This window comes from Gordonia sp. NPDC058843, from assembly GCF_042743165.1.
In the GTDB taxonomy this organism is placed as follows: Bacteria; Actinomycetota; Actinomycetes; order Mycobacteriales; family Mycobacteriaceae; genus Gordonia.
In genome coordinates this window covers 52,005-73,560 of sequence record NZ_JBHYNC010000027.1, presented here as the reverse complement: position 1 = coordinate 73,560, position 21,556 = coordinate 52,005, and the positions used below count along the sequence as shown (strand labels likewise).

Genomic DNA, 21,556 nt, shown 5'->3' with positions numbered 1-21,556 from the left:
CCACCAGCATCAATCGCCTCCCAAAACCCTCCACAAACCTCCACGCCACACCAGCCTCAACAGTCAGGCTGTTGCGCTGACCACTTGAACCTGCCCGGTAGTCAAGGTGGCCGCGGAGTGAAGTCGTTCAAAGGTCTCAGCGGTGCCGCGGACATTCCCGCTTGCGGTGGTCATTTCACTCGTGACGGCGAGTACGTGCCGCCTGATTCTGCTGACGAGGTTCACGCCACTAATCGCACCACGGCCGACAAGGCCGGTGATGCCGCTCCGTTGGCTGCGGTGCGCGCGATTCGTGAGCAGGTCAGTGCAGTTTTTGGATCCGACGAGGACGACGACGGGAGTGTCCCGGCCACGCGCATTCTCGACGGCGCTGCGTGGCTGCTCGAAGACGCCGAAGAGGTTTCCGCGGTGTGGGGCTCCGCTCGCCGGGTGTTGTGGTCCAGCGGTGAGGCTCTGATGGTCACGGGCATATCTGGTGTGGGGAAGACTTCGATTGCCGCGCAGTTGCTTACGGCGTCGGTCGGGCTGCGCTCGTCGGTGTTGGGATTTCCGGTCACCGAGTGCGAGCGTGTGCTCTATCTGGCGATAGACCGTCCGAAGCAGGCGCGCCGCAATCTCCGACGGTTCTTCACCAATGACGAGGCCACTCGCACTAGCGGTCGGTGGTCGGTGTGGCAGGGTCCGCCGTGGGAAGACTTCGCGGTGAGTCCGCAGGTGTTCCTCGAAACGTGCTGCGCAGCGGGCCTTAAACCTGGTGACCGCGTCATCGTGGACTCGATCAAGGATGCCGCGATGGGGCTGTCTGAGGACCGTGTCGGCGCTGGATACAACCGTGCGCGTCAGTTGGTGTTAGCCGAGGGCATCGACGTGCTCGAACTGCATCACATGGTCAAGAAGTCCGGCGACGGCCCGCCGAAGTCGATCGCCGATGTATACGGGTCAAACCACTTGACCAACGGCGCGGGCTCGGTCCTGCTGATTCACGGTCAGCCGGGAGATCCGGTGGTGACCATGTTGCACCTGAAGCAGCCCGACGAAGACGTCGGCCCGCTCGTGGTAACGCACACCGAGCGCGGTGACAGCGTCGTGAACGACAAGGCGACCGACGTAGTCGAGATTGTGCGGCGGTGCGGTGCGAAGGGTGCCACAGCCGACGACGTTGCGGTGGTCCTGCTCGATAAGGCACGGCCGTCGAACGCTGACCGGGAGAAGGCGAAGCGACGCCTCAGCGGAGCGGTGAAGCGGGGTCAGCTTGTCGAGCAGAAGGGCCGACCGGGCGGCTCGACACCGACGCCGTCGCGGTGGTTTCTTGCCGCCAGAGCTGACGGCGAGAGTTGAGTCAACCGTGACAACTCGGGACGTCCAGACCATTCACGAAACCATTCACGGCCCTTTCGTGAAAGCAACCATTCATGCCATTCACGTTTGGGGTATTTGCGCAGGTAGGGCATTCACGGACCCATTAACGGCGGCCATTCACGGTTTCCCTGCCCCCTATAGGGGGCAGGGAGCCGTGTGGATGGGTCAAGACCCGAGAGACGAGGACATATGACCGCGAGCACCGGAGGCACCGGCCCTCGTCGGGCCAAGGACGTCGAGCAGCAGATAGCCCGGCGCGCACAGTTCGACCGCTATTGCGATCGGCAGATGAGGAACCCGATTCCGGGCACCACCTGGCACCCGCTCTACCGCTGGCCGTCGGAGACCGACGCCGAGTACGCGGCACGAGTCGCCGAGTACGAGCGGACCCAACAGACCACCGGGGAGATCAACAACACCAACAAGGCCCACCGGGCCGGATAGGAGAAGACATGTCCACGAGTTTCGACCCCGCTGTGCCGCCGCCGGAGGCAGCGTTCACTCGCAAGCGCGGCCACGACGACGCCGGGACCGCGATGCCCGACCGCGCAGCAATGAAGCGGATGAACGAGGCCACCGCCGCACGGAACTCCGATGCACGTATGGCACGCGAGACCGCGAGCGCGCGGGCCTTCGTGCCGCCAACTCCGCGTAGTGTGCCGCCGCACCCGCCGACGCCGAAGCTCGCCGACGCCGGTGACATCGGGCAGCAGGTCGCCGAGCTGGTAAGGCTCGACCGCGTCGCAGGCGCGTTGTCCCGTGCGACTGCGCGGATCGACGAGGAGGCGCGCGAGATCACCGCGGCCGCCGAGCGCGACAACCTTCGGGCCCGGATCGCCGAAGCGGCCGACGCCGCCCTCGACGCCGCCGAGCGCAAGGAGAAGGCCCCGCCAACTCTGCTGCCGATCCTTCAGTGGGACCGCGATCGGATTGACCACACGCCGGTGGTCATTGAGAAGGGACTTCGGACGACCATCGACAACGGCGTCTGCAATCGTGCCCTCGCGGCGGTGCACGGCGTGCTCGACGAGATCGACGCCGCGGTCCTCGCCGAGGCCGACCGCGTGCTGGCCGGCGTTTCCCAGGCCCACGAGCGCTTAAAGCTGGCTGGGCTGTCGGTCGGCGCAACCCCCGAGGAGGTGATCGACAACGGCGACGACGGCGCACTGTCCGCAGTGCGCTTGTGGCGGTCGTCGGTGTCGCGCTGGGAGAACGTGCAGGCCGTTCGCCAGTGGGTCGCCTCTGTGCTCGATCGCGGGTTTGAGATCCGTGACGGTGTGCTTCGTGTGGTGCCGCCGCCCCGGGTTCGGTCGGGGTCGTTCCTCACCGACGAGGAAGCGCGTAAGGCCAACAGCCCGCAGGCCGAGGCTCGTACCCAGGGGTCGCAGTGGGAGGCGTCCACTGCGCCAGGATGTCTGTCAGACACGGGGTCTCACGAGGTGCTGCGGTGGTGGGTTGGCCTCAGTGAGGGACAGCGTCCGCGGCCGCTGGGAGTCGCGGACCTCGATCGGACTGTGAGGAAGGGGAAGTGAGCATGTACGACGAAGAGTTGGGTTACAGGCGCGGTTTCGCTCGCTACCTCGACAAGGCCGTGCACGAGCAGCCACACACCGCTGCGGACGCCGTGCGTGAGCGTGAGACGCGTGGGAAGCGTCCCCCGCGTGACGTGGCCAACAAGGGGTTCGGCCGGTACCTCGACCGGGACAGGCCGTTAGGCGGCTAAGCGTCGAACTGAGGCCCCGATACTGCGCTCGTGCGCGGTGTCGGGGCTTCGTCGCGTGTGATGCGGACCGGTGAGCGCGTCCACTGAGGTACAGGGGGACCCGCGCCGGTCGATCGGCAGGGCCCCGCTGCGCGTGCTGTCGGCGAAGACCTGCGAAGGCCCCAGGATGACGCCGAAATCGCCCTGACCTGACATTATTTCCCCTGGCGGCCACACGTCGGGCCTATCTGAGCGGTCATCGACATCGAAATACGTTGTCGCGCAACAGATGAAATCAAACCAAGCTTCAGGGATCGATTCGTTGCCAAGATTGTCGGGCGAGCAGCGGAGCGTAATTGTCCGACCTGGTTGATGGCTGCAAGCAAGACTGGGTCGGTGTTGCCGCCTTCGGCCAATTGGACAGTCCCCGAGCAGGACACTCGTCACCAGGGCTAGTCAAACGGCTAGCACAGTCAGCCAAGGAGTCCGCACCGATCATGCCAGCCAACCCAAGACTTACAAACGGTTCAATCCGAATCTCCGGGCGACTTGCACCGCCGCCGCCCGAACCAGAGGCTGTGCCCGATTACACTGGGCCCACCGTCTATCCAGCTTGAGTGGCTCGCGAGGAGAGAGTAGTAACTTGCCAGACGAGACTGCTAGGCAGCGGCCGTCCGCCAGCCCGTATTCAACAGGAGGAGGCGGCACACGCTTTGAGCACCGAGTAGGGGCGGTCTTTCTGACGCGGTTGCTCACCGGTGGTTCCGTCTCGGAGTTGGCAGAGAGAGTGCCAGATCGCGTTGCTTTTCAGCAGTCTGCAGTGAGCACCGTTGATGACCTGGTAATTTCGGCTCCCGCGGCGGACGGGGTATCAACGGTTCGTTTAGACATCGCGGTGCGCCGAGCGCCGCGATTTGTCAGGAGTGACGTCAAAACCAAGGACCTAGTTCGTGCCCTGGTGCGTGCGGATCTCGCCGCCGAACGTGCGTCTGACCCGCTTGTCGAGCGTCGACTGGCTGTTGTGGTCTCGGGTCACTCGAATCACGTGCAAGAGGTCACTCAACTCTCCGTTCTGGCTCGTGGTCAGTCCAACGCGAATGAGTTCTTCGAGCTAGTGACAACCCCCGGAAAATTCGCGTCGCGACCACGACTCATACATCTGCGTGACATGGTTGCCGCAGCACTCACAATGGTGAACGAAGGGGATGCCGGCTCCGCAGAACACCGGTGCTGGAGTCTTCTCACAAGGCTGTGGATGATGCAGCTCGATCTAGAACCAGGCGAAGAATCCGATTGGTCAAGCCTCATCGATGACCTCACCCCGGTCGCAATCGGGGGTTCGCATCAGGCCGCTGTCGCACTTCGCGAAAGGATGGAACAGTTATCTGGCGAGTTGGCTAGCGTTTCCGGCGCAGTAGATGCGGTGGCACTGCGCCGACGGCTGCACGGTGAGATCAATCCCGATGCCCATGCGCCGCCGGTCGGATGGAATCGCCTGCTTAGGCTTGATAAAGAAGCACGATCGGCGGTTGGTCGCGCGCTGGGCGACGCCGAATCCGGCTCGTTACTGACACTACCGCGTCAAGACGTGCGCAATGAGTTGCGAAACGCGATCGCGTCGCCCGGAGACCTGCTGGTCAGGGGAGACTCCGGCGTAGGCAAGAGCGCTCTCGTAATGGATGCCATTGAGTCGACGGAGCTTGGGAGTTCTCGGCAAGCCGTTGCTGTCAATCTTCGGCATCTCCCAAGTGGACATCTGGACCTGCTGACGGCATTGGTAAGCCCCCTTGATGATCTGTTCTCGGAGTTGACTGCGCCCGATCGAATTCTGGTGATCGATGGAGCGGAGGCCGCCAGTGAACAGCACGGCCAAGTGTTTTCCGAGTTACTCCGTTCCGCGCACGCCGAGGGCCTCAAGGTTGTTGCCGTCGCTGCAACGGAGGGAGCCGGAGCGGCCACCGAGTTGATGAAGTCCGCTGTCGGCATTCCGCGCGAGTACGTGGTACCAAGCCTTAACGATCAGGACATCGCAGCAGCCGCCGCGCATTTCACACAGTTACAACGCTTGATCGACGAACCCCGGGCACGCGAGCTGCTGCGACGGCCAATCGTCATCGATCTCCTGAGTCGAGCAAGCGACCCCGGGGTGCCTCTGAGTGAATCGGAAGCGCTCGATCACATCTGGCAAGATCTCGTGCGTAACGGCGGCCGAACGGATGCGGGAGCGCCGGATGCCAGAGAGCGTGTCATGTTGCGACTGGCCAGACATGCTGTAACCGGTGGCGATATCGATGATCTCCTCGACCACATTGACGATGCGGCGGTGGCTGGCCTTCGACAGAGCGGCGTGCTCCTTCCGGCTAGCAGCCTTCCGTGGGAGCGGCTACCTCAGTTCAAGCACGATCTCATTCGCGTCTACTCCGTCGCGCGCTACTTCCTCCGCGAGCGTGACCCGGTGAAAGCATTGAAGGAGGTCGGAGCACCTAGGTGGGCGCTGCCGTCGGCGCGTCTTGCGTGTGAAATGCTGCTGTCGGCGCCGGACACACCTACGTATCCTCTACAAGGCCGATTCGCTCAACTACAAGCCGGCTTCGATTCGATCACAGTCGCCGGTGGGGGTGAACGCTGGCGTGATGTGCCAACCGAAGCACTTCTCGTCGTAAGAAGCGTGACGACCCTGCTAAGTGAAGCCTGGCCGACTTTTCTGAGTAACGATGCTCACCGGCTAGCTGGGTTGCTTCGAGTCCTCGACGTGCGCCACAAAAACGGCATCACCCTCGACACGATCGTCGCGGAACCGGTTGTCGCGCGCCTCATCGATGAGGAGGTTCCACGCGGCCTCAGCGACGCAGTTGCTCGGTTGATGCGTGACTGGCTCCAGACTCATGTAATTCGCGATACCCCTCAGGGTCACCCGACGCGAGTAGCCCTACGGGAGTCGATCCTGCGGCAATGCGCAGCGGAAGAAAGAAACGAGGATAAAAAAGCCGCCGATCGTAAGGCCGAATTGGCGGCACGCAGTCCTGAAAAAATTGCGGAGGATGAGGAACGCCAGAAAAGGTATGCCGCGATTTCGAGCTATTCGTCTGGCCTAGGGCGTCGGCGACGACGATCCAGCACTCGACATCTACCCTACCTGTGGATTAGCGACACTCAAATTGAACACCTTGCGTTACTCGGCCCCGATCTCGGTAAGGGTGGCGAAGCAGTGCTGCGCCGGATCGCCGAGGACGCGCCTCATTCACTCGATCATGCAGTCGAGCCGTACTTCGCCGGAAACAGTCTCGCTGCTTACGACCCACGCCTCCTCATCGACCTGGCGGGCGCGTACTACATCGAGGAGGAGGAGGACGACGACTACGGTTTTGGTAGTTCGGGGGGACTACTAGACGATGGTATCCGTGGCCATCGATTCGGCGGCCTCGGCGATCCGTTGTCGTCGTTCACGTACGGCCCATTCATTGCTCTGTTACGCAGCGACTTTCGCGGTGGTGTCGCTCTGCTGAATCGGATGCTGAATCACGCTGCTCGATGTCGCGTCCGAACCCTTTCCGACCGTCGTTACGAACCTCTCAGCGAAACGGGCTCAGATCAGTACCGACACTCTTTATCAATCACCGGGAGGCAGATCGACTACATCGGCGACGGCCAGGTGTGGCTGTGGTACCGCGGCACTGGAGTCGGACCGTATCCGTGTATAAGCGCTCTTCAAGCACTGGAGTTCGTAACAGAGGAATTCATACGATTAGCAGAAGTGCCGCCAGAATCCCTGACCGCAATTCTAATGGACGGCGCCGAGAGTCTGGCGATGCCAGCGCTTGTACTCGGAATCCTCGTCCGCCACCTTGAAAAGGTCGGCGAGGCACTGGACCCTTTTCTTGTTGAACCTGAAGTCTGGAGTTTCGAGTTCGGTCGCGCAGTCAGCGATCAATCGAGCGGCTTAGCAGCGCGGACACCAAATTTTGCGAACAACGAAAGACGTAACTGGAGTCTTCGTGAAGTCAGTACGATGCTGGCCTTAAGGGCAGAAGGCGGCCGCGTCGAACAGCTAAGATCTCTCGGCCTACAACTGCAGGCCAACGCTGCCGCCCAGATCGAAGACTCGTCTACCCAAGGCGCGCGCGAACATCTCGCGGCCGTTCGTAATTGGGCCGCTGCACTCGATCGGGGTACGTACGAGTTGCATCAGGAGGGTGACAAAATCCTGATCAAGCAGGCTGCCGACCCCGAGGCCGAGCAGGTGCTAGCAGAAACCAACGCAGATCTTCGCCGGGCCAGCGACGCCACGGCGCTAGTTGTTCGACACGCTCATGTACGCGACAAAGGTGGTCGGGCGCCCGACATCACAGCTGAGACAATGTCCGCCGATCTCGCCACGGCGAGAGAGCTGTTGGAGCACCCACCACAAACCGGTCTCGGAGTGTCGCCAGACGGACCTGTCGCGGTTGCCGCGTCTGCTGTGGAACTGCACCTAACAGACAGGACGACGTTACCGGAGGTCGATGTCCTCTGGAGCGCGTCCGTACTACTGCAGGTGGCAGAAGATGTTGCAGCACACCCCGATAGAGTTTTCGACGACTCTGTTTTCGACCACGGCGCCGACAGGTCGGCGGGCCGTGCACTCCCGTTTCTACTGCTGCCCAGGGCAATCGGGCTCCGGCAAAGTTTGGGAGTCAGTAAAGAAGACGACCTCCAGGAGCTCGTCGCGCTCTGCTGCGTGGTTGCCGCACGCGCCGCAAATGAAGTCCGCCTCGCCTACGCGAGAGGCCTCGACGCCATCTGGGCAGCTCCGTGTGACTTCAATCACCTATTCGGACGCTGCCACCACCGAATCGCTTTCGACCTTGTGAATGAGAGTTTCCTTGACTCTGCTTTCGGGCCGTGGGATTTCGAAACTCAACGACGCCCCATGGTCAGAATCGAGCCTCCTCACGCGTCCTCGTTAGACGAATTGATGGGCGACGAAATCTACGTCCGAGGGCTCACCCCGACGATCCGTGCCATGGGTTCTGCAGCAGTAAGCGTGGCCTGCTGTTCATCCGAGGCCCGACAAAGCCTCGAGTCGCTTCTTTCAGCGCATCAGCGCGCGATGCTGGCGTATGAGAACGGCTATCACCACAGGCGCAGCGACACGCTGGTCGCGGTCCGAGCTGCCCTTTGGCAGGCGACTGTCGGACGGGATGACGTTATTCTCGGCTTCATTGACGAATACCTCGGCGACTCTCAACTCTTGGCCGAAAGCCTGCGAGCCGTCGCCGCGGCCGGTGATGAAAGAGCTGACGCGGGCGAGCAGGCCCGTCGACTCTGGCCACAGGTCATGGACCGCGTCCTCGACTATGCGGAGACGCACCCCTCGGCGTCCCGTGCGCCCACGTGGGGCGGTTACGCTGAAGCAGATCTCATTCCGAACCCATCGGAAGCATGGCATTATCTCACGAGTGAGTTGGCGAGCCAGCCGTATCCATGGCGAAACATGCTCGCTTGGATACCACAGGTTGAGCGATGGCTCGGGTCGATAGACGGGGATACCAAGAGCATCGATCATCTGGTCGTAGCCGTCCGTGAACTCGACATGGCTCACCAGCTAGACCCAGGGCTCAAGTGGGTCGAGCGGGTCGTCGAGCGAAGCGCAAAAAACTGCGCCAGAACATTTACATTGCCCGAATGGTTGCACGAACTGCGGGCCGAACTCGCCACCAATGAGCAGGCCACCAATGAGCAGGCCACCAACGAGCAGGCCACCAACGAGCACCTCGCGCGCTGGCAACGGGTGGTCGATCTTCTGGTGGTCGCCGGTGACAGTCGAGTCGCCGACCTGGCTGATTAGGCCGGGCACCGGAGAGAGACATCGCCGCATCGAAATCCTGCGGCATGAGGGGGCAACGGCTCAGTTGCTGCCGACGACGTCCCAGTTACGCGTTCCCCCGCGAACGGTCCGGTTGGTTTTGAGTCCAGATTGCCTGATGGGGGCACGAGGGACGATAGGGATCAGATGCAGAACAAGCGTCACTCGGCGGAAGACATCGCGCAATCTGTGCCGGACCAACCAGTTGGCAGCACAAGGCAAGACCGACTTTGACGGCATTCATTGGAACTCCCCCAGTGATGCTTATCTGACCCGAGGGGACTTCCTTCGAGGACGACGTGAAATAAGAGACTAGGAAACGGTGGGCGATCGACGCCCACCAAACCGGACAGGGCCGCAAGACGATGCCGACGTATCTGACGGCGAACACGCTCCCGGCCAGCGCAAGAGCCGACCAGGATCTATTCGAGCCGTCCGTGGACTACGTCCGCACCGCGGGGGCCGCTGCCGTACGTCCTCCGAAGGTTCGCGGTGGGTCCCAGTTCTGACAACTTGACCGATAGGCCGTCAGCGTCCGACTCAGCCCGGGCAGTGCAGCCCTTGTGCGCTCCGGGACTGGCTCGTGTGCTGATAGTGCGTGTGGTCGTCGGTGAGCCGGTGGTGGTGTCGAGATGCTGCCAGGCATATGGGGTGTCACCCCCACCCCGTCCGATCGGCAGGACCCCGCCGCGTACTGTCCCCCCGAATGCGTACGGGTCTCATAGAAACGCCCTAACCGCGCCTGACCAGGGCAAATAGGCCCATGACGGGCCCGTGAGCGGGTTAGAACCGACCCGGGCAGGTCAAGAAGTGGCTCGAACACGTTGCCGCGCAACGCTTATCGAACCAGGACCTGCACTAGACGCGGTCACCGCCCCACCCCGGAGCCTTGCCGTCCTCCAACTTTCGCGCCCACCGGTCGCGGGCCCGATCGCTCACCACTCGCTGTTGTGACGGCCGAAGGGACCACACCCTCACGTAGCGGAACGCGATACTTTCCCCTAGCGGCACTCCGGTGACATCGAGTAGCCGCGAGTCGCCGAATTTCAACAAGTGGTTCTGCAGCGTTCCAGCACGGTGGAGAGTCGCCACTGGACCGTGGCAGAGCACGTACGGGTCTTCAAGGATCACAACCGCGGGGTGGCGCACCCGTCGCAGCTGCATCGTGGTCTCGTTCACCCGGGTCAGCTCGAACGGCTCGCGCTTTCGATTGATCCACAGCAAGGCGATGGTTCCGATCGCAGCAATAACCGAACCGACAGCGCCAGCGGCTCCCAGGAGTTCCATCACCGAGCAAGTATGCGACGTTGGATGGCGTTTGCCCGAGTCAACGCGCCACGCAGCACGCGACCCCAGCCCCGCTCCGCGTCCGACGACTACCGTCACCGCATGGCGTTCTGGACATTGTTCACTTCGATCACTGCGGCTGTCTTCGCTGTGGCCGGGGTCATCATCATGTGGCGGCAGTTTGCGGTGGCGCGAGAGTCGGCCCGCGGTAGAACGCTCTCGCCGACTTCGGCGTTCAACGGCGACTCCCCCGTACGGTTGGGTGTGGGAGCCGCTGGGCCTGGTGTGTGGGTTGACTTCACGGGAGTGGTCGCAGACGGCGACGGCGAAGTTCTGGCGCGCCTATGGCACCGACCCCGGTTCGATGTTGAGGACGGCCACATCCAAGCCGATGTCTCGTATCTCTCGCCACCGTTCGACGATCAATACCTCGTGATCTGCTGGCACCAGCCGTCGGGCACGGGAGTTCGACTGATGGGCATTCGCCGCCGTCTTGTCCGAGACGCACCGATCGAAGAGTTCCGGTGGTATCGGATCCCACAGTGGTACGTCCGGCGCGGGTGGTGGTTCCCGTTTACGGGGAAGGCGCGACGCGCTGGACGCTGGAAGAAGGTCGACAGAGACGGAATCGACTCTGACCGACTACCCGGCCTGCCCACCACGGCAACGGCACCGTGGATGGATGACTGGCCGGACAGCTGAGCCGGACTCAATAGACTGCCGCGTCGCCGAGCATTGCCTCCGGTGGCACGAGCGGGCCGGAGTTCACGGGTTGACGCCTGTCCGCACCAGTCCGCAACCAGTCCGCAGAGTGCGACACAAACCTCGGTAACGACCGGTAACGAACCAGCGCGAATCAGCTCCCTGACATGGGTTTACCAGGAAGCGCCAAGAATCGACGGGAACGCTCGGTAACGCACGTTTTCGCAGATGGCGGAACTTACGCACCAGCGGTCAGGGGTTCGAATCCCTTTGCGCGCACCATCCCGATTCCCCCGCGACCAGCGCGACTCGGAGCTATGAAATAGCTAGCGGCTGAGCCACTCTCGGGTGTACACGTCCTGCCAGCGGATAGAGATGTTGCGTCGGGCGGCGGCGCTGCTCTCGACCCCGAGCGTCTCGATCAGAACTTCGTCGACGATGTCGCGTACCTCGTCGGACAGCGCGGGCAGGTCGTCGGCATAGCGGGCGATGAGACCGATCCGCACCCCGTCGACGGTGTCGCCGGCGCCGTCGACAGATGCGAAGACGGTGAGCCGTCCGAGTTCGCGGCGGGTCCGGATGGCGATCAGCTGCTTGACGACACGGTCGGTCGTGGTGATGCGGACACCATCGGTGGCCAGGGTTCGCGCGGGCCGCCGGATGCGCTGCAGGCTGCCGGAAATCGAAGAGATCAACCGATCGACGTCGCTGGCGGGTTCGTCGGCGATCTGCTGCGTGGCCTCGACCAGCCAGGCGTCGGCGACATCGGTGGCGTCGGAGTCGCGTGCGTGATTGTCAGGCACCGACCTCGCCTCCCTCCGCGTCGTCGACGATCGTCGTGGCCGTCGATGTGGTTCTCGGTTTACCAGGGTTCCACGGCTCCAAACGGGTCAACAGGAACTTCCGGCTGCGTTGGAGGTGGCCGCGCACCGACCCGGTGGTGATCCGCAACACCTGTCCGATTTCCTCGAGGGTAAGCCCCTCGACTTCCTTGAGCCACCACGCTGCGCGCGAATTGGCCGGAAGATTGTCCAGTTCGGCTCGAAGAGCATCCATGAGCAGACTCCGCTCGGCCATGTCGGAGGGCAGCGGCCCGGCGGCCTCCAGCTCGGCGAACCGCTCGTCGTCGAAGGGGACGTCGCGTCTGCGCCGGTGGTGGTCGGCGGCCTTCCGGTGTGCGATGGTGAACATCCAGGTACGGAAGCTGCTCCGAAAGGCGAAGTCGGGCAGACCTTTCCACGCGTCCAGCAGGGTCTCCTGCGTGAGGTCCTCGGCGGTCTGCTGACCATCGACCATCCGCAGCATGTACCGCAACAGACCTGGCGTCACACGCCGGACGAGCACGTCGAACGCCTCGGTGTCGCCGACCGCAGCCGCGCCCGCGAGTTCGTCATCGCCGAGCTCGGACAGGTCGAGCGACTGTCTGTGAGCCGAATCACTGGGTCCCATGCGTGCAACTCCCCCCGTCCGTCCCGACTGACCTTACAGACGGATCGTGAACAGCCTTTGCGATAGCGCATCATCCGAACACGGTCCGTCTACGAAGAAGACACGACGACCGAAGGAGTTCACCATGTCCGCAAGCGCCACCACCACCAAGGACGCCACGAAGAACGACGCCACCACCGTCGACGCAACGCGCGACGATGCAGGCGCGGGCCGTGCTCTTGCACGCCGTGACTCGTCGGGCGATCGGGGACGCACCTCCATCGCCGACATCGTGGTCGCCAAGGTCGCCGGGATCGCCGCACGGGAGATCGACGGCGTTCACGACCTGGGCGGCACCACCGAGCGCGTGGTCGGCCGGGTTCGCGACGTCCTGCCCGGCGCGACGGTGAGCACGACCCAGGGCATCGAGGTCGAGGTCGGCGAGCGCCAGGCCGCCGTCGATGTCTCCATCGTCGCCGAATACGGTGTCGCGATCCATCAGCTCGCAGCGGCCATCCGCCGCAACGTGATCACCGCGATCGAGCAGATGACCGGACTCGAGGTCACCGAGGTCAACGTCACCGTGCACGACATCGCGTTCGGTGACGACGAGCAGGAATCGAACACCACCCCGCGGGTCCAGTGATGACGTCGGACCTCCCGGCCGCACGGACGGATGAGGAGGGTTCGCCGGCGGATCGCCTCGCCGCCGCCGTCCTCGCCGTGCCGGGCGTACGCGACCTACACAGCGGTCTGTTCGGGGAAGTCGCCACATACCTTCCCGGGCATCGGGTCCCGGGCGTGTCCCTCACCGACGACGGCGGGGAGGTCCACATCGTCGTCGACGCCTCGCACGACCTCCAGGGCGTCGCCGCAGAGGTCCGCGACATCGCCGAGGCGATCGCCGCGCGACCCATCGCGGTGACCGTGGCAGACATCAGCGTCAGCTCGAACCCGAACGAAGGGGAAGCGAAATGAACAACGCAGTCGTGGGCCTGTTCGTGGGCCTGCTCCTGGCTCTGGCCGCCGTTGCCGGCGGGCTCGCGGGTTTCCTGCTGGCCGTCGTGCTCGGTGCCGCGGGTCTGGTGCTGGGTCTCAACCGGGACGGCACCATCGACCTGGGCGCACTCCTGCGGAGCCGGGGTCGTGGCTGAGCACGAGCCCGGCGGGCCCGAGCACGGTGGCGATCCGTCCGGGGACGACTCGCCGCCGGGGACTCTCACCGTCGCCGACCGCGTCCTCGAGAAGATCGCGGCCCGAGCGGCGCTCGACATCCCGGGTGTCGTCCGACACCGCGGCGGCGTCGGCTCGGTCTTGGGGCCGGTCGGTGAGCGGTCGACACTGCCCAACGCGACCGTCCTTGCGGGCGGTGCCCGGATCTCGCTGTCACTCGCTCTCGAGTGGCCGTGTGCAGTCGCCGAGGTGTCCCGGCGCACGCGGGATCACGTCGCCGCCGAGGTCGAGCGCCTCGCCGGGGTCGTCCCGCTTCGTGTCGACGTCACGGTGTCCAGATTCGAGCCGCGACAAGCAATCCGACGACTCCAGCGAGGTTACGTCGATCTGCCACCGGTCCGCGAGGACACACACGACGACGACGACGCCGCGGCGCTCGCTCCGACCATCAGCACCGACACGGGGGTACGACGATGACGCAGACCGCATTCGAACCGGATCTCGCACCTCTCGATAACGAAGCGACGACCGAGAACGAACCGAAGACCGATCACGGACACGTCTTCGCGCCCGCGGCACTTCCCGGCGCCGCGATCGCAGGCGGCGTGCTGGGGCTCGCATTCATCGCACTCGGCGCGGTGGCCGTGCGCGACATCGCCGTCAACGCGAACTGGCTCGACGGCCGGGCATGGTCGGTCACCGCCGCCGAATGGATCGCGGACCTGCAGTGGCAGAACTGGATGTGGCCCGCCGCCATCGGAGCGATCATCCTGGGTCTGCTCCTCTTGTGGATCGCGATCAAGCCACGACGCCGGACGCATCTCGAGCTCGCCGGCGGCGACGGGATGTGGACCCGCCCCGGTGACGTCGCGAGACGGTGCAGCGCTGCCGTCTCCGACCTGCCGGGTGTACTCGACGCCGACACGGTGGTCACCCGACGCAAGATCACCTGCACCGTGGGCGTGCGGGCCCAGGTCGCCGACCGCGCACTCATCGACACCGCAGTCGCCACCGTGGCCGCCGACCTGCGCTCGTCGCCGAAAGTCGTTGTGCGTCTGCGCGAGCGCGGAACCAGGAGCATCCGATGAATCGTCTTCCCGCAACGGCACATCGACTGACGGTCGGACTCATGGCGTTGCTGCTCATCGCCATCGGCGCCGCGGCCGTGGCCTGGCGGATCGACGCCGAACCGGTGGCCGGGTGGATCGAACGCCTCGACGAGCGTGCCGCACTCGATGCGGCACAGGCGTCCTGGTGGGTCTGGGTGCTGGCCGGCGTCACCGTGATCGCGGTCGGTTGGGGCCTGCTCTTGTTGGCCACCAACATCCGGCCCCGAGCAGTCGACGACGCCCTGCTCGACGGTTCCGATGCGACCGGAACACTCACCGTCGCACCGAAACTAATCGCGAATGCCGCCGCTGCGGAACTCGCCGGGAACCCGCTGTTCCAGAAGGTGACCGCGAAGGCGATCGACGACCGGTCGCGCAGCATCATCCGGCTCGAGGTCTCGGCGACGCCGAACCGCAGCTTCGACGAGGTCACCGCACCGGTCACCGAGACCGTCACCGCGATCCGTACGGCGCTCGGCGAGTCCGGAGTACACGTCCAGGCTTTCGTCCATCTCGACCGATGACCTCGACAGACGACCTCATCCGGGGTCGTCGTCGAACAAATGAAATGAAGGAGAAGGAAATGGGATTCAGCGACAAGGTCAGCAACAAGGCCGAAGATCTCTCGGGCAAGGCCAAGGAGACCGCCGGCGATGTCACCGGCGACGACCAGCTCAAGAGCGAGGGCAAGGGCGATCAGCTCTCTGCGGCCGTCAAGGACGGCGTGGAGAGCGTGAAGGACGCCGCGTCCAACATCAAGGACAAGCTGTCCGGCAACTGAACCCACCCGCCCGGGTGAACGACGAATCCCGAAGGTGCCCGGCACCTTCGGGATTCGTCTCCTCCGGGGGACGAACGCGGCCGATCACGTCCCCTTGACGTTGAGGATCTGCCGCAGGGTGTGTTCGATGTCGACGAGATCCACCGCGTCGGCCATCACCTGATCGATGTCCTTGTACGCGTCGGGGATCTCGTCGACCCACTGGTCACCGTGCCGATACTCGATACCCGCCATCCGGGCGGCGAGATCGTCGGCGGTGAACCGCCTACGCGCCTCACTCCGGGAGTACCGCCGGCCGGCGCCATGCGGCGCCGAGCACAGGCCCGCCGGGTTTCCCTTACCGCGCACGACATACGACCGCGTACCCATCGAGCCCGGGATGACACCCCGAACGCCCTCGTGAGCGTCGATCGCACCCTTCCTGGTCAGCCAGACGTCCTTGCCCGCATGTGTTTCCCGCACGGTGTAGTTGTGGTGGCAGTTGATCCGGTCCACCTCCAGCGACTCCGCCGAGGCGTCGACGCCACCAGATACATTCTCGCCGAACCACTCCGCGAACACCGCGACGAAGCGGTCCATCATCTCCGCGCGGTTCTCGAAGGCGAACCGCTGAGCCCAGGACAGCTCCCGCAGGTACGCCGTCAGCTCCGGCGCCCCTTGCGGCAGGTAGGCGAGGTCGGCGTTCGGCAGCTTGATCCACCACTGGCGGCACAGCCGCTGAGCGATCTTGATGTGCTTCTGCGCGATCTTGTTGCCGACACCCCGCGAACCCGAATGCAGGAAGAGCCACACCACGTCGCGCTCGTCGAGGCACAGCTCGATGAAGTGGTTGCCACCACCGAGCGAGCCCAACTGCTCCCGCCATTTCGGGGAGTGTGACAGGTCCACACCGTCATTCGCGGCCTGTTCGGCGAGCGAGTCGATCCGTGCCCGCGTGAACTCGAAGCTGTCGAGCCCGCGGTTGTAGTTTCCGGGCGACAGCGGGATCGCATTCTCGATCGACGTCCGCAGTCGCCCGAGGCCCATCCCGTCGATGTCCTCGGCGCGCAGTCGCGTCTGCACCGCGATCATTCCGCAACCGATGTCGACGCCGACGGCCGCGGGGATCACCGCGCCGGTCGTCGGGATGACCGTGCCCACCGCAGAGCCCTTCCCGAAGTGTGCGTCGGGCATGAGGGCGATATGCGGGTGCACGAACGGCATCCGGGCGGTTTCGGCCGCTTGGGTCAGGGTGTTGTCGTCCACGTGCGATGCATAGTTCAGCACCTTGGGCGACGCCATGGTCGGCATGGGGGTTCCTTTCGTGAGCGCCCGGGTCACGGGCCCTCACATCACACCGTCGAATGGTCGCGGCGGCAACCGGATTTCCACTCCCACGATGCCACTCGACGCAGCCGGCCGACCCCCGCCGGCATCGATGAAACATCTCTCATGTGCGGCTCACGGACACCTCATCGGCGTCCGTGACAGTGAGAACCGTTCCGCTCGGGACCACCGGCGGATCGATCACGACACACGACGAAAGGTCCTCTCATGGCTCACTCCAACATCCTCTGCGCACTCGCCCCGGCGGTTCCCGGTGCGTGCCGTCCCCACAACACGTCCACGGACAATCGTCGCCGCGCGCCGCGTCGTCCGCGTCGTCGTCCGCCGGTCACCACCACTGATTAGGCGGCGCGGCCCGATCTGCTCCCCCGACGCAGATCGGGCCACCCGCCCCTCGTCGGCAACCACCCACCACCACCCGGATGGACGTCACCCGTCATGGCCTCGCCACCATCGCTCTCCGCTCTGCTGCGCCCCCGCACCGATGACCGACCGCTCGTGGAACACTCCGCGAGGTTGACTGTCCTGCAGATCTTTCGCATCTTCTGGCCGCGGCTCCGCACCCTCCGGTGGTGGCTTCTGCTCAGCCTGACGCTCTCGGTGATCCCCGCGCTGATCGCCGTCGCCGAGATCGCCCTCTTCGAGCGTCTCGTCGACGACGTGCTGGTGCCGGCCGACCTCGGCCCCTTCGCTCACATCGCCGCGATCTACCTCGCGCTCAACCTCCTGGCCGCGGCGATCGACGGGGCCGACGACTACCTGGGCACCTGGATCTCCCAGCGATTCCTCACCGCGTTACGGCGCGACGCGTTCGCGCACGTGCTGGCGCTGCCCGCCCACCGCCTCGACCATCTGCGACTCGGCGACGTGATGAGTCGCCTCACCTCCGACATCGGCACGGTCGAGTCGTTCATGGTCCGCCACCTGACCTGGGGTTTCCGACAGCTGGCGACCCTCATCGTCTATGTCGTCGCCCTGCTGTGGATGGATCTGTGGCTCGCCCTCGCCTCGATGGTCGTCGTACCGCTGTTCTTCTGGGCAGCAACCCGATTCGCCGACTACACCAAGTCCGCGTCGCGCGAACGACGGCGGCGGGCCGGGTCGCTCGGTGCCATCACCGAGGAGCACCTCGCCAATGCCGCCCTCGTTCAGGGATACAACCAGGAGTCCACCGCGATCGAGCGGTACGAACAGCAGAATGCCGCGATCATGGACGCCGAACTGGTCGCCAGCCGGGTCCGCGCGGTGTTCCTGCCGCTGGTGGGCCTGTTCGAACTCGTCGGAGTGCTCGTGGTCATCGGCCTGGGCGTGTGGGCGCTCGCCACGCAGCGCATGTCCCTGGGTGAGGTGCTGGCGTTCCTCGCCCTCCTGGGTAGTTGCTATCGACCGGTGCGCGACCTCGGCAATCTGCTGCCCTCGTTGTTCGCCGCCACCGGAGGCATCGAGCGGGTGCAGGAACTGCTCGACGAACCCACCATGACCGATCCGCCGCATGCGCTCGACATCCCGGCCCAGGCCGGGGGCGCCTCCTTCCGTCACGTCCTCGCGCGCTATCCCGGCCGCGACACCGACGCCCTGCGCGATCTCGACCTGACGATCGCACCCGGCGAACGCGTCGCGGTGATCGGCGGCAGCGGCGCAGGCAAGACGACGCTCACACGTCTGCTGGACGGTTCACTGCAACCGCACTCGGGAACCGTCCTGTTGGGCGACAACGACATTGCTGCGGCCACGCGCCGTTCCATCCGCGCCTCCGTCGCCGTGGTCGCCCAGGAGATGCTGCTGGCCGACGCGACCGTCGCCGAGAACATCGCGTTCGCCAAACCCGACGCCACCGAGGCCGAGATCACCGAGGCCGCCCGACGCGCCGACGCCCACGACTTCATCAGCCGGCTCCCCGACGGCTACGGCACACGGATCGGACAGCGCGGCCGCACCCTGTCCGGAGGACAACGGCAACGGCTCAACGTGGCGCGCGGACTCCTCCACGGTGGCGGGTTCCTTGTCCTCGACGAGCCGACCACGGGCCTCGACCCGGCGGGCGCCGACCGCCTCATGCGCTCGTTGACCGCGCAACGGGATCGCAGTGTCCTGATCCTCACCCACGACCCCGTCGTCCTCGACCACGTCGACCGGGTGATCGAGCTGCCGACCCCGGATCTCGTCGGTATCCGGCCGATGACGTCGGCGGGCGAAATCCGATGAGACGACCACCAGCACTCCTGCGACGCACCGACACCGCTGATCCGACACCGTGTTTCGCGGGTGTCGAACCGCTCGCCCCGCTGGCGTTCGGCAAGCGAACCGTGACGTGGGACGCCTTCGACACCGACCGTCGGACCCGGTGCATCCTCAAGGTCATCCGTCACCATCGACGTCACGACGAGGAGATCGCGGAATCCGTCCGCCGGGAAGGACATACGCTTGCCGACCTCGACCATCCCCATCTCGTTCGCGGGTACGGGATGCTGCCGCGGGACGAGTCGGGTCTGGTGGGCTTCACGATGCAGACGATCCCCGGCGCCACCCTGGACGCCGTGATCGAGAACGACCCGCTGACCGTCGGCGATGCGATGCAGCTCGGTGTCCAGCTGTCGTCTGCACTCCACTACCTGCACTGCCACAACTGGATTCACCTGGATGTGAAACCGTCGAATGTCATCATCCACGGTGGGCAGGCGATCCTCATCGACCTCGGACTGCTCGGCCGTCCCGGCGAGCGACGGGACGGCTCCGGCACGCGCGGATACCTGCCGCCCGAGCAGGCTGCGGATGTCGCTCTCACTCCCGCAGCGGATGTCTTCGCCCTCGGGGTCACGCTCTACGAGGCGTTGACGTCTCGGCGACCGTACGGCGTCATCCCACCATGGTCCGAACGAGGAATCCGACGCGTCCGTCACCGTTTCGGTGCCGCCTCCCGCACGCCACGTCGGCACGGTTTCCCCGCGCACAGTGACCTACCCGGCGACCTGATCACACTGGTCGATCAGATGCTCGACCTCGAGCCCGACCGGCGACCGGACATGGGCAGCGTCTGGCAACGATTGAACTCGATGACCGGCGATCCGATTCAGCCGATGACGCCGAGCGCCTTGTCCCATACTGAGTTCTCGCGTACCTCGCCGGGACCGACCATGTCGGCGAAGACGATCACGCCGTCTCGATCGACGAGGAAGGTGCCGCGATTCGCGTAACCGCGGTCCTCGTTGAACACGCCGTAGGCGCGGGCGGTGTCGCCATGCGGCCAGAAGTCCGACAGCAGCGGGAACAGGAAACCCTGTGCCGCCGACCACACCTTGTGTGTGGGTGAGGGACCGACCGAGACGGTCACCGTCGTCACGTCGTCGTTGTCGAAGCGGGGCTGCTGGTCGCGGATGTAGCCCAGCTCGCCCTGGCAGGTGCCGGTGAACGCGAGCGGAAAGAACACCACCAGCACGTTGCGATCGGTCCGCAGTGCCGAGAGCGACACGAGCTGGTTGTTCTGGTCGCGAAGGGCGAAGTCCGGTGCGCGGTCGCCGACGGTCAGAGGCGCAGTAGGCAGCGCATCGCTCATGCTTTCTTGCCCGCGCGGGCCTTGGGCTGAACGAGTCGGGCCGCCGACCAGTCCCCGAGGCTGATGGCCGAGGTCTGGGTGAGTCCTGCGGTCGGGGCCGCCTCGGCGATCTCACTCGGGTCGACATAGCCCGGCTGACCGGTCTTCGGCGAGAGCACCCACACGAATCCGTCTTCGGCGAGCGGACCGATCGCGTCCATCAGCGCATCGACGAGGTCACCGTCGCCGTCGCGCCACCAGAGGACCACGACGTCGACCACGTCATCGGCATCCTCGTCGACCATCTCGGCGTCGATCGCGTCCTCGATGTCAGCGCGCAGTTCGTCGTCGGTGTCCTCGTCCCAGCCGAGTTCCTGCACGACCAAGCCTGCGGTCAAGCCCAGTTTCTGGGCGTTGTTACCGTCTGTGGCGGCTACCACCGCGCGTGACCTCCTGAAGATTTGTGAATCGTTGTGTGCGTCGTCTGTGCCGAATCCGCGTACGCTTCCGCACGCTGTTCGCCTGTCAGCATAGGCAACAGCCTAAAGCCTCACATTGCAAGCTGAACGCCGTCATGGATTTCGGGCGTTTCGCGATCGGCTGTTCCGTACCGGTACCCCGATCGCGGCAGCGTCAACCGCGCGGTCGGTCCGGCGACGTCGTCGAGGGAACCGACGGGCGCGGGGTGGCCGACGACGCCGCCGGGAGCGGCGTGTAGGCGCCGCACACGTCGAGCAGCCGTTGCTTGTCCCGGGACCACTGGCCCGACACCGGATTGAGGCCGGCGCTCAGTTCGCGACGGATCGCGTTCTCGAGGCGTGCCGTCGAGGCGAGGAACGTCCGCGCCGGTGCCGAGACGTCCGGCGGTGCCGTCTCGGTGATCTTGGGACGGATCTGATCGGCTCCGGCGATCAGGCTGGCCCGTGCCTTTTCGTCGAGATCCCCGACCCCGGGATAGGACTGCGCCGTGTTCAGCCTGGCGACGAAGGCGTTGAACCCACGGACCATCACGACCATCGACGCCATCGACTCGCGGCACAGTTCGACGCCCTCGGCCCGCACCTCGGCGGCCGCCGAGGCCGACAGCTCGGAGCGGTAGATCGCGACGTCGCCCGGTGCCGGCGCACCGGCGCCACCGACCGTCGAGGCGCACGCACCCGACAGCGCGGCACCGAGCGCGATCGTGGCCGCGGTCACCGACCGGACGGCGCGGCCCCGGCGGCCACCGACGGCCGCCGCTCCTCGATCCGGCATCCACTCCCCCTACTGGTCAGTAACAGTTTCTGGACGCTACCGCATCGGAGCGATCGCG

General features: G+C 65.0%; 19 protein-coding genes and 1 pseudogene. 13 read left to right on the top strand and 7 right to left on the bottom strand.

Annotated features, from left to right (window positions below):
* Window positions 1-117: 117 nt before the first annotated feature.
* The 4 genes from ACFW3F_RS17280 (at window position 118) to ACFW3F_RS17265 (ending at window position 8,888) form a co-directional block, all read left to right on the top strand.
* The gene (locus tag ACFW3F_RS17280; protein ID WP_388059463.1) at window positions 118-1,338 is read left to right on the top strand and encodes an AAA family ATPase; all 1,221 of its coding nucleotides are present in this window, start codon (window positions 118-120) and stop codon (window positions 1,336-1,338) included.
* 210 nt (window positions 1,339-1,548) lie between these two features.
* Window positions 1,549-1,803 carry a hypothetical protein gene (locus tag ACFW3F_RS17275; protein WP_388059461.1) on the top strand — a complete coding sequence of 85 codons (255 nt, stop codon included), beginning with the start codon at window positions 1,549-1,551 and terminating at the stop codon, window positions 1,801-1,803.
* A gap of 8 nt (window positions 1,804-1,811) precedes the next feature.
* Window positions 1,812-2,891, top strand: a complete 1,080-nt coding sequence (locus ACFW3F_RS17270) for a hypothetical protein (protein WP_388059459.1) — start codon at window positions 1,812-1,814, stop codon at window positions 2,889-2,891.
* A 990-nt stretch (window positions 2,892-3,881) separates the two neighbouring features.
* On the top strand, window positions 3,882-8,888 hold the full coding sequence (locus ACFW3F_RS17265; protein WP_388059457.1) for a hypothetical protein: 5,007 nt from the start codon (window positions 3,882-3,884) through the stop codon (window positions 8,886-8,888).
* A gap of 876 nt (window positions 8,889-9,764) precedes the next feature.
* Here the strand turns inward: ACFW3F_RS17265 and ACFW3F_RS17260 are convergent.
* The 3 genes from ACFW3F_RS17260 to ACFW3F_RS17250 form a co-directional block, all read right to left on the bottom strand.
* Window positions 9,765-10,196 (bottom strand): hypothetical protein, encoded by a 432-nt coding sequence (locus tag ACFW3F_RS17260; RefSeq protein ID WP_388059455.1) that lies wholly within the window; start codon window positions 10,194-10,196, stop codon window positions 9,765-9,767.
* Between the two features lie 1,025 nt (window positions 10,197-11,221).
* On the bottom strand, window positions 11,222-11,698 hold the full coding sequence (locus tag ACFW3F_RS17255; protein WP_388059453.1) for a hypothetical protein: 477 nt from the start codon (window positions 11,696-11,698) through the stop codon (window positions 11,222-11,224).
* On the bottom strand, window positions 11,691-12,344 hold the full coding sequence (locus ACFW3F_RS17250) for an RNA polymerase sigma factor (protein WP_388059451.1): 654 nt from the start codon (window positions 12,342-12,344) through the stop codon (window positions 11,691-11,693). Before ACFW3F_RS17250 ends, ACFW3F_RS17255 begins: the two co-directional genes overlap by 8 nt.
* Window positions 12,345-12,468: 124 nt before the next feature.
* Between ACFW3F_RS17250 and ACFW3F_RS17245 the strand changes: the two genes are divergently transcribed.
* From ACFW3F_RS17245 to ACFW3F_RS17215, 7 genes are read left to right on the top strand one after another with little or no spacing between them, the layout of a single operon-like run.
* A complete protein-coding gene (locus ACFW3F_RS17245; protein ID WP_388059449.1) occupies window positions 12,469-12,969 on the top strand; it encodes an Asp23/Gls24 family envelope stress response protein in 501 nt (166 codons plus the stop codon).
* Window positions 12,969-13,301 (top strand): hypothetical protein, encoded by a 333-nt coding sequence (locus ACFW3F_RS17240; RefSeq protein ID WP_388059448.1) that lies wholly within the window; start codon window positions 12,969-12,971, stop codon window positions 13,299-13,301. The genes ACFW3F_RS17245 and ACFW3F_RS17240 overlap by 1 nt, the downstream gene beginning before the upstream one ends.
* Window positions 13,298-13,477: a DUF2273 domain-containing protein gene (locus ACFW3F_RS17235; protein WP_388059446.1), complete on the top strand. Its 180-nt coding sequence runs from the start codon at window positions 13,298-13,300 to the stop codon at window positions 13,475-13,477. The genes ACFW3F_RS17240 and ACFW3F_RS17235 overlap by 4 nt, the downstream gene beginning before the upstream one ends.
* The gene (locus tag ACFW3F_RS17230; protein ID WP_388059444.1) at window positions 13,470-13,973 is read left to right on the top strand and encodes an Asp23/Gls24 family envelope stress response protein; all 504 of its coding nucleotides are present in this window, start codon (window positions 13,470-13,472) and stop codon (window positions 13,971-13,973) included. Before ACFW3F_RS17235 ends, ACFW3F_RS17230 begins: the two co-directional genes overlap by 8 nt.
* Complete coding sequence (locus ACFW3F_RS17225) at window positions 13,970-14,584, top strand: hypothetical protein (protein ID WP_388059443.1); 615 nt, start codon at window positions 13,970-13,972, stop codon at window positions 14,582-14,584. Before ACFW3F_RS17230 ends, ACFW3F_RS17225 begins: the two co-directional genes overlap by 4 nt.
* The gene (locus tag ACFW3F_RS17220) at window positions 14,581-15,129 is read left to right on the top strand and encodes a hypothetical protein (protein WP_388059441.1); all 549 of its coding nucleotides are present in this window, start codon (window positions 14,581-14,583) and stop codon (window positions 15,127-15,129) included. The genes ACFW3F_RS17225 and ACFW3F_RS17220 overlap by 4 nt, the downstream gene beginning before the upstream one ends.
* 59 nt (window positions 15,130-15,188) lie before the next feature.
* Window positions 15,189-15,386: a CsbD family protein gene (locus ACFW3F_RS17215; protein ID WP_010841182.1), complete on the top strand. Its 198-nt coding sequence runs from the start codon at window positions 15,189-15,191 to the stop codon at window positions 15,384-15,386.
* An 84-nt stretch (window positions 15,387-15,470) separates the two neighbouring features.
* On the opposite strand, the gene ACFW3F_RS17210 is transcribed toward ACFW3F_RS17215, so the two are convergent.
* A complete protein-coding gene (locus tag ACFW3F_RS17210) occupies window positions 15,471-16,676 on the bottom strand; it encodes an RtcB family protein (RefSeq protein WP_388059439.1) in 1,206 nt (401 codons plus the stop codon).
* 474 nt (window positions 16,677-17,150) lie between these two features.
* On the opposite strand from ACFW3F_RS17210, the gene ACFW3F_RS17205 reads away from it, so the two are divergent.
* Both ACFW3F_RS17205 and ACFW3F_RS17200 read left to right on the top strand, forming a co-directional pair.
* Window positions 17,151-18,917, top strand: a complete 1,767-nt coding sequence (locus ACFW3F_RS17205) for an ABC transporter ATP-binding protein (protein WP_388059437.1) — start codon at window positions 17,151-17,153, stop codon at window positions 18,915-18,917.
* Window positions 18,914-19,744, top strand: a pseudogene (locus ACFW3F_RS17200) (serine/threonine-protein kinase); the annotation flags it as partial. The gene ACFW3F_RS17205 and the pseudogene ACFW3F_RS17200, both read left to right, overlap by 4 nt.
* 38 nt (window positions 19,745-19,782) lie before the next feature.
* Here ACFW3F_RS17200 and ACFW3F_RS17195 read toward each other — a convergent pair.
* The 3 genes from ACFW3F_RS17195 to ACFW3F_RS17185 form a co-directional block, all read right to left on the bottom strand.
* Window positions 19,783-20,265 (bottom strand): peroxiredoxin, encoded by a 483-nt coding sequence (locus tag ACFW3F_RS17195; RefSeq protein ID WP_388059435.1) that lies wholly within the window; start codon window positions 20,263-20,265, stop codon window positions 19,783-19,785.
* Complete coding sequence (locus tag ACFW3F_RS17190) at window positions 20,262-20,684, bottom strand: DUF3052 domain-containing protein (protein ID WP_064570596.1); 423 nt, start codon at window positions 20,682-20,684, stop codon at window positions 20,262-20,264. The genes ACFW3F_RS17195 and ACFW3F_RS17190 overlap by 4 nt, the downstream gene beginning before the upstream one ends.
* Before the next feature lie 193 nt (window positions 20,685-20,877).
* Window positions 20,878-21,498, bottom strand: coding sequence for a hypothetical protein (locus ACFW3F_RS17185; protein WP_388059433.1), 621 nt, complete (start codon window positions 21,496-21,498; stop codon window positions 20,878-20,880).
* Between the last annotated feature and the right edge of the window lie 58 nt (window positions 21,499-21,556).